15 protein-coding genes are annotated in these 15,024 nt (G+C 44.3%); 3 read left to right on the top strand and 12 right to left on the bottom strand.

Annotated features, from left to right (window positions below; all coding sequences use genetic code 11):
• Positions 1-222: 222 nt before the first annotated feature.
• The 5 genes from RT084_RS07005 to proB all read right to left on the bottom strand — a co-directional run bounded on the left by RT084_RS07005 (position 223) and on the right by proB (position 5,337).
• Positions 223-696 (bottom strand): ATP-dependent Clp protease adaptor ClpS, encoded by a 474-nt coding sequence (locus RT084_RS07005; RefSeq protein ID WP_313098625.1) that lies wholly within the window; start codon positions 694-696, stop codon positions 223-225.
• A gap of 42 nt (positions 697-738) precedes the next feature.
• Positions 739-1,599, bottom strand: coding sequence for a hypothetical protein (locus RT084_RS07000; RefSeq protein WP_312116364.1), 861 nt, complete (start codon positions 1,597-1,599; stop codon positions 739-741).
• 289 nt (positions 1,600-1,888) lie between these two features.
• Positions 1,889-2,956 (bottom strand): N-acetyl-gamma-glutamyl-phosphate reductase, encoded by a 1,068-nt coding sequence (gene argC, locus RT084_RS06995; protein WP_188874992.1) that lies wholly within the window; start codon positions 2,954-2,956, stop codon positions 1,889-1,891.
• Between the two features lie 21 nt (positions 2,957-2,977).
• The gene (gene hemE, locus RT084_RS06990) at positions 2,978-4,087 is read right to left on the bottom strand and encodes a uroporphyrinogen decarboxylase (RefSeq protein ID WP_312384095.1); all 1,110 of its coding nucleotides are present in this window, start codon (positions 4,085-4,087) and stop codon (positions 2,978-2,980) included.
• 101 nt (positions 4,088-4,188) lie between these two features.
• On the bottom strand, positions 4,189-5,337 hold the full coding sequence (gene proB, locus RT084_RS06985) for a glutamate 5-kinase (RefSeq protein ID WP_312384096.1): 1,149 nt from the start codon (positions 5,335-5,337) through the stop codon (positions 4,189-4,191).
• Positions 5,338-5,651: 314 nt separating this feature from the next.
• Between proB and RT084_RS06980 the strand changes: the two genes are divergently transcribed.
• Positions 5,652-6,533, top strand: coding sequence for a DegV family protein (locus RT084_RS06980; protein WP_312384097.1), 882 nt, complete (start codon positions 5,652-5,654; stop codon positions 6,531-6,533).
• A gap of 73 nt (positions 6,534-6,606) precedes the next feature.
• On the opposite strand, the gene obgE is transcribed toward RT084_RS06980, so the two are convergent.
• From obgE to RT084_RS06960, 4 genes are all read right to left on the bottom strand, one after another.
• The gene (obgE, locus tag RT084_RS06975; RefSeq protein ID WP_007114967.1) at positions 6,607-7,827 is read right to left on the bottom strand and encodes a GTPase ObgE; all 1,221 of its coding nucleotides are present in this window, start codon (positions 7,825-7,827) and stop codon (positions 6,607-6,609) included.
• Between the two features lie 152 nt (positions 7,828-7,979).
• Positions 7,980-9,332: a glyceraldehyde-3-phosphate dehydrogenase gene (locus RT084_RS06970; RefSeq protein ID WP_313098615.1), complete on the bottom strand. Its 1,353-nt coding sequence runs from the start codon at positions 9,330-9,332 to the stop codon at positions 7,980-7,982.
• Between the two features lie 126 nt (positions 9,333-9,458).
• A complete protein-coding gene (locus tag RT084_RS06965; protein ID WP_409418407.1) occupies positions 9,459-10,067 on the bottom strand; it encodes a lipocalin family protein in 609 nt (202 codons plus the stop codon).
• Between the two features lie 328 nt (positions 10,068-10,395).
• Positions 10,396-11,457, bottom strand: a complete 1,062-nt coding sequence (locus tag RT084_RS06960; protein WP_313098611.1) for an NUDIX domain-containing protein — start codon at positions 11,455-11,457, stop codon at positions 10,396-10,398.
• Between the two features lie 122 nt (positions 11,458-11,579).
• Here RT084_RS06960 and hemP point away from each other — a divergent pair, with 122 nt between their 5' ends.
• Positions 11,580-11,744, top strand: a complete 165-nt coding sequence (gene hemP / locus RT084_RS06955; protein ID WP_007114963.1) for a hemin uptake protein HemP — start codon at positions 11,580-11,582, stop codon at positions 11,742-11,744.
• A gap of 142 nt (positions 11,745-11,886) precedes the next feature.
• Here the strand turns inward: hemP and RT084_RS06950 are convergent, their stop codons facing one another.
• From RT084_RS06950 to orn, 3 genes are all read right to left on the bottom strand, one after another.
• Positions 11,887-12,651: a 3-hydroxyacyl-CoA dehydrogenase gene (locus RT084_RS06950; RefSeq protein WP_312384102.1), complete on the bottom strand. Its 765-nt coding sequence runs from the start codon at positions 12,649-12,651 to the stop codon at positions 11,887-11,889.
• Positions 12,652-12,661: 10 nt separating this feature from the next.
• A complete protein-coding gene (locus tag RT084_RS06945; RefSeq protein WP_157819377.1) occupies positions 12,662-12,826 on the bottom strand; it encodes a hypothetical protein in 165 nt (54 codons plus the stop codon).
• Between the two features lie 302 nt (positions 12,827-13,128).
• A complete protein-coding gene (gene orn, locus RT084_RS06940; RefSeq protein WP_138017988.1) occupies positions 13,129-13,680 on the bottom strand; it encodes an oligoribonuclease in 552 nt (183 codons plus the stop codon).
• A gap of 183 nt (positions 13,681-13,863) precedes the next feature.
• On the opposite strand from orn, the gene rsgA reads away from it, so the two are divergent.
• The gene (rsgA, locus tag RT084_RS06935) at positions 13,864-14,934 is read left to right on the top strand and encodes a ribosome small subunit-dependent GTPase A (protein WP_312384106.1); all 1,071 of its coding nucleotides are present in this window, start codon (positions 13,864-13,866) and stop codon (positions 14,932-14,934) included.
• The last annotated feature ends 90 nt before the right edge of the window (positions 14,935-15,024 follow it).

Here is a 15,024-nt window from a genome sequence, read left to right as displayed (position 1 = left end):
CTGGCTAATCATGCTAAGTTCGGTTAAAAGGAAGTAAAAATGAAAGATGACAAAATGGGAAAAATCAAAATCATTACCTTTAATATAATGACATTGCTAATAAATTCAAGTGATAAAACGTAGTTAATGGCGGGTTTTAAAATGGCAAAAAATTCAATGATGAATAAAAAATAGAAATAAGGTGCTACCCAAAATAAAACTGGGTTAAATAGCAAACTGCCACTAACCTTGCGGCTCAATTTGACTCAGTAACGGATAACCTGCCTGACGCGCTTCACGGTTAACGGCTTGGGCTTTGGTTTCTGCGATGTCTTTAGGGTATATACCGGCAATTCCTTTGCCTTGTTGATGAATGGCAAGCATAATACTGATAGCTGAATCTAGCGTATGTTTAAAATGATTTTGTAAAACATCCACCACAAATTCCATCGGCGTATAGTCATCGTTATACATGACCACCGCATACATCTGTGGTTTTTTAAGTTCAGGGTCAGCCAATAGCACATCTTCGACGGGGTCAGTATTTGGCTCGCCTTCTATGTCGGTCAAACGGGCTGGCAATGAATTTGGTGATTGGCTAGGTGGCTGTTTAGGGGACTGTGTTGGCAACCATGCGGGTAGATGCCAATCCATATTCGTGGTGGTTGGCTGTGATACAACTGATTGACGAGAAAAATTAAGCGTTTGAAGCATCATTAATTGAACATTTACCTAAGATTAGATTAAACATTGATTATACTACTTTACAGCAGTCGTTGCGGCAGGTTTTTGCGTATTGGCTGTGCTTGCCACTGGCGTGCTATCGGTCGAACTCACAGGTCGTTTATCCGCTTCAGGCGTTTCTTCAAGCGTATACGGCATGTTATCAATCGGTTGACCGAGTTGCCAATCATACACTTGCTCAGTTTTTTGGTTGCCGGCGGCTAATTCAAGTTTCACTTGTTTGGGTACAAAGTTTTTGGGCATCAAAAAACGCCCGCGAATTCTTGCAATCCCATGAATCGAGTAACTATTAGGTTGCAATGGGACTTCGACCATATTAACTTCATCGAGCAAGGTCAATTTTGGTATCAGATTTTTTGGCTGATTTGATGGATCGACCATACCGACATCAAAGCGGTATTCATAGGCATTTTCTGGCAATGGTGCGATTTTTGCCCCGATGACTTGTAAACTCATACCGCCTTTTTTGGCAAGCGACGTGGTTAAGAATTGCTGACCTTGTTCAAGCTGTAAGTTGGTGACTTTTAGATCTTGAATATCGGTACGCAGCGCTGATAGGTTCGCCAAGCTGATATCACGCTCTTGCTGCGCAGTGGTTAATTGGCTTTGTAACGTATCAGATTTTAGCTTTAATGATTTGATGTTTTCTGCTGAGATTTCAAGACCTGCGGCGGTTTTTTTCGCTTCTTCAGCAGCAAAGCTCAAGCCGCGATGATAACCAATGCGTTGACCTAACACCAGTGCAATGATGGCAACTAACAACAAACTAACCCCAAACGCAATCAGCCACCCCGACACCTTGTTGGGTTGGGCAATATAATTGCGTTGTGCTTCTGGCAAAGATTGAGAAGAGTTATTATCTTCGGGCAAATCCATAGAGATACTCAAATTGAAAAACGATCAAAACATGGATAATCACAGTACTGATGATAGCTCAAAAAGGGTTGATGAATATGACATCCATTAAAGCGAACCCCATTATAAACAAAAATTATGATGAATTCAGCTAAATTTATTGACTGAAAAAATAATAAAGTTAGCCCATTTCATCATAGCGTCATATTTTTTTGGCTAAAAAAAATAAAGCAATGCTTGTTATGGCATTAACATTTTTAAATAGGCTGACCATAAATAGCTTAAGAAAACCACTTATTAAAGAAATAACTTAAGGCACGACGGCAACTAACGCCAACCCTGTTTGCTCTGCAAGCCCAAACATCACGTTCATATTTTGCACGGCTTGTCCTGCCGCACCTTTGACCAAATTATCTTGTACCACCAAAATCGTCGCCATCGGGCTATTTTCTAGTGTTTGCACCGCAATTCTTAAATAGTTGCTACCCCGTACACTACGGGTATCTGGGTACATCCCTTTTGGCATGACGTCTACAAAATATTCGTTTTGATAGCTGGTTTCATATAAAGATTGTAAATCTAACGCTTGACCCGCCGCCGTCAAGCGAACATGAATCGTGGTAAACATACCGCGAATCATGGGTACTAAATGGGGTACAAAGCGGATATCATGCGACTGAAAGCGTTTGCTTTGACCCAATATTTGGTCAATCCCTTGGCTAATCTCTGGAGCGTGACGATGACCTGCCACGCCATAGGCGCTAAAACTATCCGATGTCTCGCTAAATAACAAATTCATTTTGGCTTGGCGACCTGCACCTGAGACGCCTGATTTGGCATCAATAATAATCCAAGGCTCAATCAATGCCTGCTGCTGGCTGTTTTGGGCGTCGATTAGTGGTTTTAATCCCAAAATCGCCGTGGTGGGATAACAACCTGGGTTGCCAATGACCTTGGCTTTGGCAATGGCATCACGATTGACTTCGGGTAACCCATACACAGCTTCTTTTAAAATATCGGGGCAAGTATGTTCAAGTTTATACCAAGTTTCAAAATCTTGTAGCGACTGCAAACGAAAATCTGCCGCCAAATCGATGACTTTAGTGCCATTTTCGGTTAAAAATTTGGCATGCTTCATGGCAACGCCGTGGGGCGTAGCAAAGAATACCACATCACATGCTGCTAATTTTTTTTCATCCAAATCCGAAAACGTTAAATCGGTCACGCCCCGCAAACTTGGAAACATATCATCAACGCGTCGGCCCGCTTCTGAGCGCGATGTCAGCATCGTCACTTGTGCCTGTGGATGACGACTCAATAGTCGAATTAGCTCTACGCCAGTGTAGCCTGTGCCACCGACAATACCTACTTTGATCATGGTCGTCTCCTGATGTTGGTATTAAAGTTTATATTCATGCACCGCATCAATAAAAGCTTTGGCATGGTCAGGATTAACCCATTGGTTAATACCGTGACCTAAGTTTGCTATATAGCCTGTTTTATCACCGAGGCTGTAGGCGTCCTGTAGCATCAAATGCGTCTGCTGGCGAATATGCTCAGGCGATGCAAATAATGTCGCGGGGTCAAGATTACCTTGCAGCGCGATGCCTGTATGCAGCTTTTTGTGCAATTTGGTCAATTCTTTTTGTTGTTCAAAGACGATGCTGCGGGCTCTATCTAGTGGCATCGTCCAATCAAGTCCTAGCGCATCCGCGCCACTGTGGCATTGGGTATCTAACCACAAGCCGCCACCTTTGGTAAATAGTACCACAGGTACCTCTGGGTATGTTGCTTTGATCGCCGCGACAATTTTAGTATTGTAATGGTGCGAGAATTCAACAAATTGGCGATGCGCCAATGCCCCACCCCAACTATCAAAAATTTGTAATAACTGCGCCCCCGCTGCTATCTGCGCTAGCAAATAATCAATCACAGCATCAGTGATTTTAGCGAGCAGCGCATGCAAGGTTTCAGGCTCGCCATACAACATGGCTTTGGCATAGCGGTATTCTTTAGAACTACCGCCTTCAATCATATAGGTCGCTAGCGTCCACGGACTACCCGAGAAGCCAAATAATGGCGCACGGCCTGCCAGCGCATGACGAATACTGGTCACCGCTTTCATCACATAGTCAAGTGCATCTGCCATCGCGACGGTTGGCAAGGCTTCAACCTCTGCCATGCTTCTGACAGTTTTGTGAAATTTTGGACCTTCCCCTGCCTCAAAATACAGACCCAAACCGAGCGCATCAGGAATGGTTAAAATATCACTAAACAAAATCGCCGCATCCAACTCAAAACGGCGAAATGGCTGAATGGTGACTTCCGTCGCCAAATCGGTATTTTTGCAAAGCGATAGAAAATCACCGGCTTGGGCACGGGTTTGTTTATACTCAGGCAAATATCGACCGGCTTGTCGCATCATCCACACAGGGGTCACATCCACAGATTCAAAACGCATGGCTCTTAAAATGCGGTCATTTTTTAACATCGGAAAGTTATGGGTCATGTCATTGCCTTCAAAAATAATCTTGGGTAAAAATACTATTGGGTAAAATAATATTGAATCAGTCTAAAAGTAGTCAAATTTCAATCAAGAATTGTCGAAAATTATACGATAATCGCCATATTATCACGATGTACCATCACGTGCCGTTCCTCATTTTTACCCAAAATCGCTTCGATGTCGCTATTGCGTTTGCGAGCGATGCGCTTAGCTTCATTTGATGAGAAATCCACCTGACCGACCGCGATACGCACCCCTGTTTTATCAACGCACTCCACCACATCGCCCTCATCAAAATCACCTTGCACTTCAATCACCCCGACAGGCAATAAGCTTTTGTTATTTTTAATGATGGCATCCACTGCGCCATCGTCAATCACCAAGCGACCTGCCATACGCAGATGAGCGGCTAGCCATTGTTTTTTGGCAATGCGTTTATCATCGTCATTGGTAGTGAGCATCGTACCTAAGGATTCCCCTTTGACCACGCGATTAATCACGTTATCGATGCTGCCGCTGACAATCACGGTGGGACAACCACCCATTGCCGCAAGCCTTGCCGCGCGAATTTTGGTAATCATCCCGCCACGACCCAATTTGCCACCATCTCCCGCCACGTCAAACAAATAATCTGCCATTGCCCGTTCGCTCTTAATCAGCTTCGCATCCGGGTTGGTGCGAGGGTTATCGGTGAATACGCCTTGCTGGTCGGTCAATATAATGTATAAATCAGCTTTGACCATGGCTGCCACCATCGCACCTAGACTGTCATTATCACCAAATTTGATTTCATCGACACTGACGGTGTCATTTTCATTAATGACCGGTAGCACGCGCCATTCAAGTAGCTGATTTAACGTATTAGCGGTATTGAGATAACGATTTCGGTTGGCAAGATCGTCATGGGTCAGTAGCAACTGGGCGCTTTGTACACCATACTGAATCAACGCCGACCACCAAGTTTCAATCAAGCCCATCTGCCCAATGGCGGCGCAGGCTTGCAAGGCTTGCAATTTTTTGGGGCGTTCTTCCAAATTCATCCGCACCACCCCTTCTGCCACTGCCCCTGAGGACACTAGCAATACCTGATAACCTTCATTATGCAGCTTGGCAATTTGCTTCGCCCATTCATAAATTGCGGTGCGATCCAAGCCTTTACCATTATTGGTTAGTAGCGATGAACCAATTTTTACCACAATAGTATTTGACTTAAGGGCTTTTTTAGTTGAGCTAGGTGAGGCGTTGGCAGTCATAAGTTGGCAATCATAATTAGTCAAGTGCAATTTTTTAATCAAATTAAATGCCATAATGGCTTGGCTGAGCATTGTAACAATTTTTACTGGCTTTATAAATGCTAATTCGATGCCGGTAGCCGTTAAATATCACATGTTTTTATCATACGCATTTCTATCCCAATCAAATAGTAACCATTGAAAAAACAAATTGACATTGTCAACTAAAAAATATTGACTTGAGGTTTTCTCAATTTAGATGAGGATAACTTGCTATCAACATTGCTTTTATATAAATTTGCTCATCGTCATGTGCTACTGGGTTTATCAAATTTATGAAAAGCGCTGTTGTCACCACTTCCTCATCTTGTCTTGAAGCCCACGGATTGTCGCAAGGCATAGACATTCTGCGTTTACACGTAAACATCAACAACGTTGATTTTATCGATGGTAAAAATATCACCAGTGAGCGCCTAGCAACCATCATGAAAACCAACCTCAAATCGGTAGCGAGTACATTTCCGCCATCCATCCATGAAATGCATCTGTTGTTTAATGATTTGATTGCTCGCGGAGTCACTGAGGTATTTGTTTGCGGCATCTCGTCCAAATTTAGCCAAACCTTGCCCATGCTAGAAGAACTCAAAGTACATTATGCCAATCGTCTGCACATCTTTGTGTATGACACCAAAACACTCAATATTGCTGAAGGGGCGCTGGCGTACGAGGCAAAAGTGTTGATTGAACAAGGTGAATCGTTTGAAAACGTGGCAAAAAAACTTGACGATTTGCGACGTCGCAGTGAATTTTTATTTACCCTCAGTGACTTGGACTATATTATTCGCAACAAAAAATTGTCCGCCCCTGCCGCATTTGTTGCCAACTTATTTGATATTAAACCGATTATGCAAATTAATCAAATTGGCGAGATTATCGCGGTGGAAAAAGTGCGCAAGCTTGAAAAAACCCTGATCACCATGGGAAAAACCATCGAAAAACTTGCCGCAAATCAACCCGCGTTTATCTATTTGACAGATACGGGGCATCATGAAAGTACCGAATTTTTTAAAAAAATATTAGCGACCCATTTTGGTTGGGATGATTTGCTTGTCATTCGCGTGTCGACTATTTCGCTTGCCAATCATGGCTTGATGGGGACAGGCATTGGGGTGTTTTATGGTGAATTACCGCATATTGTCAAAGCATTAAAAAAATGACCCGTCCTTATCTAAATTCACTTAATAAAAAGGTTAGCCCGGGCTAACCTTTTTAAAGCTATTTCCATCACCGCTAAGGTGCGTATACTACTTCCACGCCATCATCGTCATCGTAGTCGTCGTCATCAAAATCATCTTCATCCAATGCGCGACCTTCACGCTCAGCTTTACGTTTGGCACGATATGCTTCTTTTTGCTCTTCCGTATTGGCGCGCACTTCCGCTTCCAGTCGTTCAAAACGCAACCGCTGACTTTCAGCAAAGTCGGGATCAGTTTCTTCCATCTCGCGCTCTTGCTCGATTTCATTCATCAAATGCCAAACCACGGCATCAACCCCTTCGCCTGTGAGCGTGGAGGTACGAAAAACCATCCCTGTCCAACCAAGCTCTGCCACGATGTGGGTGCAAAGTTGGTTTAATTCTTCTGCGGGCACTTGGTCGATTTTATTTAAAATCAAAATCTGTGGCAATTTTGACAGCTCTGGTGAGAATTTCTCTAACTCATTAAAAATCACTTGGGCGTTTGCCACAGGGTCGCTACCATCAATGGGCTGTACATCGACAAGATGCAATAATCGACGGGTACGAGCGACGTGTTTTAAAAAGCGGATACCCAGTCCTGCCCCTTCAGATGCCCCTTCAATCAGTCCTGGGATATCTGCCATGACAAATGAGCGGTGTTTGCCCACATCCACGACACCTAGATTCGGTACCAAAGTAGTAAACGGATAATTGGCAACTTTGGGTTTGGCAGCAGAGACTTGACGAATAAAGGTGGATTTACCCGCATTTGGCAGACCAATAAGACCCACGTCAGCCACCACTTTTAGCTCAAACTTCAAGACTTTTAATTCGCCTGGGAAACCTGGGGTGGCACGTCGTGGTGCTTGATTGGTGGAGGTTTTGAAATGGGTATTACCTTGCCCGCCGTCACCGCCTTTGGCAATCCTCGCCGTTTGCCCTTTTTTGGTCAAGTCCGCTAAAACCTCACCTGTTTCGGTATCAACCACGGTGGTACCGATGGGTACGGATAGATAGATATCATCCGCCCCACGACCTGAACAGTTTTTGGCGCCGCCATTTTCGCCGCGTTTGGCATCATAGCGACGTGTAAACCGGTAATCGACGAGGGTATTGGTGTTGTCGTCGCACACCACATACACATCACCGCCTTTGCCGCCATCACCACCATCGGGGCCGCCTTTGGGGACGTATTTTTCTCGGCGAAAACTGACGATACCATTGCCGCCGTCGCCTGCTTTGACTGTTACGATTGCTTCATCGATAAAACGCATTGAAGACTTTCCTTAAATTCTTGGATAACCAAATATTATAGCATGAATTTTAGCAAGAAAAATTTGAACTCAATCGATGTTTGAAATTTTATTCAATAAAAAACCGCCCAAACTTGAGCGGTCTTGTAATCGTCCTTAACGCTTAGGAACACTTAGACATTTTTCGCCATGGTTTCAGCGACACGCAATACTTGGGTGCTATAGCCCATTTCGTTGTCATACCATAGGTACATCACTGCACGGTTGTCTTGCGCAAGCGTAGATTTGGCATCCCAAATCGCCACTTTTTCACAGCCCACAAAATCGGTAGAAACAGCTTCATCTGAATCTGAATAAGCAATTTGCGCTTGCCATTGTTCGCTCTGACTGGCTTCTTTGATAAAGGCATTGAGTTCATCGCTTGAATTAACCGGGTTTTTGAAATTCAAATTCAAAATCGCAAGGCTCACGTTTGGCGTTGGTACACGTACCGAGCTACCTGACAATTTGCCTTTTAATTCTGGAATTGCTTTACTGACCGCTTTGGCAGCACCTGTGCTTGTCATCACCATATTTAAGGTTGCAGCACGCCCACGACGCTCGGCTTTATGGTGGTTATCGACCAAGTTTTGGTCATTGGTGAACGCATGGATGGTTTCCATGTGACCGTTTTCAATGCCGTATTTATCGTTTAAGAGTTTAAGCGTAGGGGTAATCGCATTGGTAGTACAGCTTGCCGCTGATACGATGGTATCACTGCCGATGGTGTCATCATTGACATTATAGACGATGTTTTTGATATCGCCCGACGCTGGGGCAGTCAATAGCACTTTTTTGGCACCTTTTGACTGTAAATGCTTGCCAAGACCTGCTTCATCTTTCCATTTACCGGTATTGTCGATGATTAAGGCATTGTCGATACCATAAGACGTGTAGTCGATTTCGCTTGGGTCAGCAGCATAAATGACTTTGATAAAACGACCGTTGGCGATGATACCGCTGTTTGCTTTATCAACCACCACTGAGCCATCAAACCAGCCATGTACCGAGTCACGCTCAAGCAAGCTTGCACGTTTTTCCAAATCGGCTTCACCGGCTGGACGGACGACGATGGCTTTTAATTGTAAGCCTTTATCTGAGGCAGGACGGCTCATCAGCAACCGAGCCAAGATACGACCGATACGACCAAAACCATACAACACGACATCTGTCGCAGGCACTTCGTCACCGCTGGTAAAGCTGTCGGCTTGTTTACCTGATTTTAGCGCTTGACCCAAGTCCACGGTGGTATGGCTTAGATCTTGGTCGTTTAACGCGGTGACAAAGGCGAGCGTATCAGCGATGTTAAGGGCGTTTTTGTCATGATGGGCGATGATATCAACAAGGTTTAAGGCAATGCGGTTGCCAAAAAACAGCACATCGACGCCTTTATTGGCTAGGGTATTTAGCTCAACTAACAACTGAATCGCTTGGGCTTCTTGATTTTTGCGAGTAGTGAGGTGGTCTTGGTAGAGATTGGCAGACATAGTATGACCTTTTTTTGTGAAGGAAAAATAAAATCTGTGGAAAATGCAGCAATAAATAAACGCCTAAATTGTAACGGAATTTAGGCGTTTTAGCAATTTTAAAGCAGGGTGTTTCAGCTAGCAAGCTTATCGGCTGTTTTGTACGGTTTTTTGCAATTTACTGACATCGTACCCTTGAGATTTTGCGGTAGCGACCATTGTTTGATAAGTGTCTTCATCCATCGTGGGTGTGCGTGACAAAATCCACAAGTATTTTTGGTTTGGCGTACCTACCAACGCATGGTTATAATTGGGGTCTAAAGCAAGCACCCAATAGTCGGCTTTACCCACAGGCAACCAACGCAATCCTTGCGGCAAGAAAGTAACTTTAAGTTTACTGCCACTATCGCCATTTTTGGTGGCTTCACCAATGCTTTGCATGGGTTTGCCGTCTTTGCCCATACACTGGTTATTAACTTCCACCTTGCCTGTCGGTTGTAGGGTATAAGTGGCGGTGACATCACTGGCACAGTTACGCTGAAAAAACATCGGCAAACGGGCGATTTCGTACCATTTGCCCGCATAACGGTTTAAATCAACGCTTTGCACCGCCTGAGCTTTACCAATGCCTGTGGACTTGGCGGTGGTTTCGGTTGAGGTGTTTTTGGTGGGGGTGGTGGTGGAGCAAGCACTTATCGCAATTAATGTACCTGCAATACCTGCCACTGCTAACGTTTTTTTACTCATTATTTTCATTGTCTATATCACCTTATTTTACTCAGTGTTATTGCGCATTAAAGTAGTCATTTTAGCCCAAAATAAACGCTCAAACGGTGACTATTGGGGCATTTTTTGTCAGCCAGTTGTTACAACGAATGCGCTATTGTTAAATAGCAAACGCCCAAACGCTTATGGGCTTTTTTCATTAGGTTAAAGATTGTACACAGTTTCGCTAACAAACCAACTCAGTTAAAAAGCAAGTTAAAAAAGCAAGTTAAAAAAGTAAATTAATAAAGCAAATCGCTCTACCGCCCACAAAGTATGTCACCAAGTTGTAACAAAAAGTCAACCTGTTGGCTACTTTTTATACCTTGTCGAACAATAACCGAATACCCGCGATTCCCATCGCCCCATGCTCATAGGCGGTGGCTAAATCTGCCTGCCCCACCCCGCCCAGCGCAAACACCGGCACATCACAGATTTTTGCCAATTCACCCAAGGTTTGCCAGCCCATGCCCCCACTTTGAAAGGTTTCTGGATGTGTCGGTGTGGCTTTCACCGGGGATAAAAAACAGCCCATGACAGTGTGCGAGGTTGCCAAGGTATTTAATCTGCTTAGGCTATGTTGGTCATGGCAACTGGCAAAATAGTGATAATTTTTTGATAAACTTGAGAAATCAAGCGTCATGAGTTGTTGGTGATTTAAATGTACCATGCCGTTTTTTAACCACGCATCTAAACGCTGAAATAAGCGCTCAGGTAAGTACTCAAATAAGCGCTCAACTGTTGCATATTGAATAATCGGGGTGATATCCGCCCTTATCGTGAGTAAGCCATCAATCATAGCGGTGGCATTTTCATCGCTGGTTTGCGGGCGAAGATAACAATGGGCACTTTGGGGCAGTTTTTGGCTATAAAAATCAACCCACTTATCCACACTAACCAAGCTATCTAAAGGCTGGGTGATATAAATTGTATTAGGCAATTTTAACCACTCTAAAATGCGGGCATTGGCATCGGGCAAAGGGTACTGATTGGCGACCAAGTCTGACTGATGAACCCATGTGACGGCTTGACCTTCCTTGCCTTTACCCTGTTGTAACCCATCAAACTGGGCTTGGCTCACTCGAATTTTAAAGACATGCAATGCCACGGTTTTATCAGCATAATCATGGCGTATCACCCCCATTTTGACTGCGGTATTTTGCGCGATATCCAAGCCAATCTCTTCATAGACTTCACGAATTAACCCTTGTGTTGGGGTTTCATCTGGCTCAATTTTCCCCCCAACAAATTCATAGCGATTGCCTTGGTGTTGACTAGCATGACGAAATCCCAGTAGATATTGATTGTTAAAATGTATCACCGCGACTGCCACATTAACGACTTTTGACATATTTTTCTCAAACTGTTGATTGTTACCCATTATAAAGCATTAAATTTGATGAAAAAGTGAAAAAAGTCACTTGACGACCCATTAAATATAAATGATAATCATTATCAATTAAAAACACTATTCGCTTCATCCTCAGAGAAAAGGAGTATCCCATGCTACACTTATTAAATCGTGCCAATCTCATCCAACAAAGTTCCTTGCCAACGCTATATTCCAATCATTTATTTGCGCTGACCAAAGAGATTCGCATTCAGCATGACGGCGAAGAATACCGTCTTCGATTGACCCGTAATAACCGCCTAATACTCACCAAATAGTGACTTACCAAATAGTCCCGGTGAAATTGTGAAATTGTTAATAAAAAAAGCCAATCTTCTTGAGAGTGGCTTTTTTAGAGGACTAAGTTGATATTTACTGTTGCTAGTCACTGTGCGCAGTTACTGGCAACAATCAACTGAATTAACCCATGCGAATAGCCCCGTCCAAACGAATAACGTCGCCATTGAGATAGCTATTTTCGATGATGTGTGCCACCAATTTAGCAAATTCTTCTGGATTGCCCAAACGTTTGGGAAAAGGCACGGCTTGCTCAAGACTGGTACGGGCAGCTTCTGGCAGGCTTGCCATCATCGGTGTGCCGAACACCCCTGGGGCGATGGTCATGATACGTATTTGATGACGCTGCAGCTCACGCGCGAGTGGTAAGGTTAAGCCCACCACACCTGCTTTGGATGACGAATAACTGCCCTGCCCGACCTGACCATCGAATGCGGCAATTGAAGCGGTGTTGATAATCACACCTTTATCTTCATTATTATCTGCAGTATTTTTTGCCATCGCCGCCGCTGCCAGTCGCACCACATTGAAAGTGCCGATGAGGTTAATCTGGATACCACGGGTAAAGGTGGTTAAATCGGCTGGGTTGCCTTCCTTGTCCAGTAATTTTTGCACCACCACGATACCGGCACAGTTGATTGACCCTGATAATTTACCAAATTTGTTCACACCCGCCTCAATCGCATTTTTGACATCCGCTTCGCTGGTGATGTCACATTTTGCAAAAATCACGTTGTCGCCCAATTTCGCCACTAATTTCTCACCGGCTTCTTGGTTCAGATCGGCGATGATAACATTTGCGCCATGCGCCACCAAATAACGGGTTGTCGCCTCACCTAGACCTGACGCGCCGCCTGTGACCAAAAATGTATTATTTTGTACTTGCATTGTTTTTCCGTTAACCTGTTATTTTTGTTGGTGTTAAAAGCAGTGGGTTTATGTGATTAAATTTTTCACGGTTATGGCTGTCGGTGTACGGGGCAGCATGGTTGATACCCGATCGCCTTTTTTCACCCCCAAAGAAATAAACAGATTGCGGGGTTTGGGTGTCAAGATTGTCCATGACAGGCTCCTAATGTCGTCCATGAGATAGGAATAAGTGCCAGTGTCAACGGTCACCCACTAGCTTAAAATAACGCTGACTTGAAATAAATCTGGCTTGGAATAAATTTGAGTTGATACAACCAGTTTTTTTACGATGGGCTCACAACTATTGCCGATTTACACTCACGCTGATTTATTTGTATCTCGATTTACTTGTCTCAAGTCAAGCTAACAAATTCCTTTTGTCAGCTTATGATGCCTAAAATTTTGGACAATTTCAAGTATTATGATATGAATTGTATCGTTTTAAAAATTTTACTGTTAACCAATAAATTTAAAAAAATGCGCTTTATAGTGGCGCAGTTCACGAATCGAATCACGGATATCATCAAGTGCCAAATGATTTCCTTTTTTCTCAAAGCTTGACAAAATATCGGGGCGCCAGCGATAAGCCAGCTCTTTGACCGTTGACACATCTAAGTTGCGGTAATGAAAAAACCGCTCAAGCGTTGGCATTTGACGTGCCAAAAACCGTCTGTCTTGGCAAATCGAATTGCCACACATCGGTGAGCGTCCTGATTCGACATATTTACTCAAAAATGCAATGGTTTCGCTTTCTGCTTGAGCCATCGTCACATTACTACGGCGAATACGGTCAATCAGTCCCGATTGCCCATGTTGGCGCGTGTTCCAATCATCCATGCTGTTGAGCACGATGTCAGGCGTATGGATGGCAAACACAGGACCTTCGGCTAGGATATTGAGTTCACTGTCAGTCACTATCGTCGCTATCTCGATGATGGTATCGTTGAGGGTATCTAGACCTGTCATCTCAAGGTCAATCCAAATCAGATGTTTTTTATCAACCGCCATACTGCTGCCTTTTCATACGCTTTAACAAATAATCCGCCATCTTAGCAGATTTTACAGGTAAAATATCGGTTTTGTTGGCGATTGCTCATGCCTGCCCATGTAGCGAGTCCAAAAGTATTGTAAAATTTTATAAGGTGTTAGTATGGTAAAAAATCCCCTAGTGGCTGAGGTAGTAGATAGCGTATGGCGTTAATCCGTAAACGTAAACTCACTGACCAGCAAACCCGCCGCATCCAAAAACAGCAAAAATCCCAGCAAGTGCTGGACGATGCCCAGCTGATGGATGGCATTGTTGTCGCAAACTTTGGCAAGCAGCTTGAAGTCCAAGCCACTAGCCTACCGCAAACCCTGCCTGAAAAACCGATTGTCGCCGCTGACGAGCCAGAGCCGTTTTGGCAACCCATCACCCTGCACAGTGTTTGGCGTTGTCACACCCGTACCAACTTGCCACTGATTGCCACTGGGGATAAAGTCCGCTTTGTCGCTGACCCAAATACAGGGCTTGGACGCATTGAAGCGATTTATGATAGACAAAGCATCATCTACCGCCCTGACCGTTACCACAAGCTCAAACCCATCGCCGCCAATGTCGATATTTTAGCAGTCGTATTTGCGCCGCTGCCGCTGCCGTCTGCCCAGCTGATTGATCGGTATTTGGTGGCTTGCCATCACTCAGACATCACGCCATTACTGATTTTAAATAAAGCCGATTTGTTGGCAGATGGTAGTCATAGCGAGGTGACAGAGCTACTGTCAGCCTATCAACAGCTTGGCTACGCCACCTTGGTGACCCAATCGAGTGGTGACTTAACCCACCTAAAAAACACCGTTGCCGGCAAGAATGTGATTTTTGCTGGTCAATCAGGGGTTGGTAAAAGCAGCTTGGTCAATCAGTTATTGCCTGCCGCGGGACAATCAGTCAATGAAATTTCAACCATTTCACAGTTGGGTCAACATACCACCACTACCAGCCGATTTTTAGCGTTTGACCCGATGGCGCTCAGCAAAGGTGCCATTATTGATACGCCCGGTATTCGCGAATATGGGCTTTGGCATTTGACCCCTGATGATATTTTACAAGGCTTTATCGAGCTTGCGCCGCTTGCCCCCTACTGCCGTTTTCGCGATTGCAAACATACCGAGTCCACGCCCAATTGTGCGATGTGGCAGGCAGTAGCAGACGGACAGGTGCTAGCAAGGCGGGTGGAGAATTTGGTACTCCTGCAACAAGAAGCGGCCTCGCAGGATTTTTAAGCTTGCGATTTTAGACTAAATATTAGACTAAATAAAAGTTTCTTAAAATTGACAACTACCGTTATAATACAGTCAATTTTTTATGGGCAA

Source organism: Moraxella sp. CTOTU48717 (assembly GCF_032057165.1).
Taxonomy (GTDB): Bacteria; Pseudomonadota; Gammaproteobacteria; order Pseudomonadales; family Moraxellaceae; genus Faucicola; species Faucicola tetraodonis.
The sequence above is the reverse complement of the archived record's forward strand: the minus strand, read 5'-3'. Positions and strand labels throughout refer to the sequence as shown.

What these genes read in the sequence shown, in the direction of transcription:
- RT084_RS07000 (WP_312116364.1), bottom strand. Translation starts at nt 1,599, where the DNA reads ATGGATTTGCCCGAAGATAATAACTCTTCTCAATCTTTGCCAGAAGCA.
- proB (WP_312384096.1), bottom strand. Translation starts at nt 5,337, where the DNA reads ATGACTGCCAACGCCTCACCTAGCTCAACTAAAAAAGCCCTTAAGTCA.
- RT084_RS07005 (WP_313098625.1), bottom strand. Translation starts at nt 696, where the DNA reads ATGATGCTTCAAACGCTTAATTTTTCTCGTCAATCAGTTGTATCACAG.
- obgE (WP_007114967.1), bottom strand. Translation starts at nt 7,827, where the DNA reads ATGCGTTTTATCGATGAAGCAATCGTAACAGTCAAAGCAGGCGACGGC.
- RT084_RS06970 (WP_313098615.1), bottom strand. Translation starts at nt 9,332, where the DNA reads ATGTCTGCCAATCTCTACCAAGACCACCTCACTACTCGCAAAAATCAA.
- RT084_RS06950 (WP_312384102.1), bottom strand. Translation starts at nt 12,651, where the DNA reads ATGCAAGTACAAAATAATACATTTTTGGTCACAGGCGGCGCGTCAGGT.
- rsgA (WP_312384106.1), top strand. Translation starts at nt 13,864, where the DNA reads ATGGCGTTAATCCGTAAACGTAAACTCACTGACCAGCAAACCCGCCGC.
- RT084_RS06965 (WP_409418407.1), bottom strand. Translation starts at nt 10,067, where the DNA reads ATGAAAATAATGAGTAAAAAAACGTTAGCAGTGGCAGGTATTGCAGGT.
- RT084_RS06960 (WP_313098611.1), bottom strand. Translation starts at nt 11,457, where the DNA reads ATGGGTAACAATCAACAGTTTGAGAAAAATATGTCAAAAGTCGTTAAT.
- hemE (WP_312384095.1), bottom strand. Translation starts at nt 4,087, where the DNA reads ATGACCCATAACTTTCCGATGTTAAAAAATGACCGCATTTTAAGAGCC.
- RT084_RS06945 (WP_157819377.1), bottom strand. Translation starts at nt 12,826, where the DNA reads ATGGACAATCTTGACACCCAAACCCCGCAATCTGTTTATTTCTTTGGG.
- orn (WP_138017988.1), bottom strand. Translation starts at nt 13,680, where the DNA reads ATGGCGGTTGATAAAAAACATCTGATTTGGATTGACCTTGAGATGACA.
- hemP (WP_007114963.1), top strand. Translation starts at nt 11,580, where the DNA reads ATGCTACACTTATTAAATCGTGCCAATCTCATCCAACAAAGTTCCTTG.
- argC (WP_188874992.1), bottom strand. Translation starts at nt 2,956, where the DNA reads ATGATCAAAGTAGGTATTGTCGGTGGCACAGGCTACACTGGCGTAGAG.
- RT084_RS06980 (WP_312384097.1), top strand. Translation starts at nt 5,652, where the DNA reads ATGAAAAGCGCTGTTGTCACCACTTCCTCATCTTGTCTTGAAGCCCAC.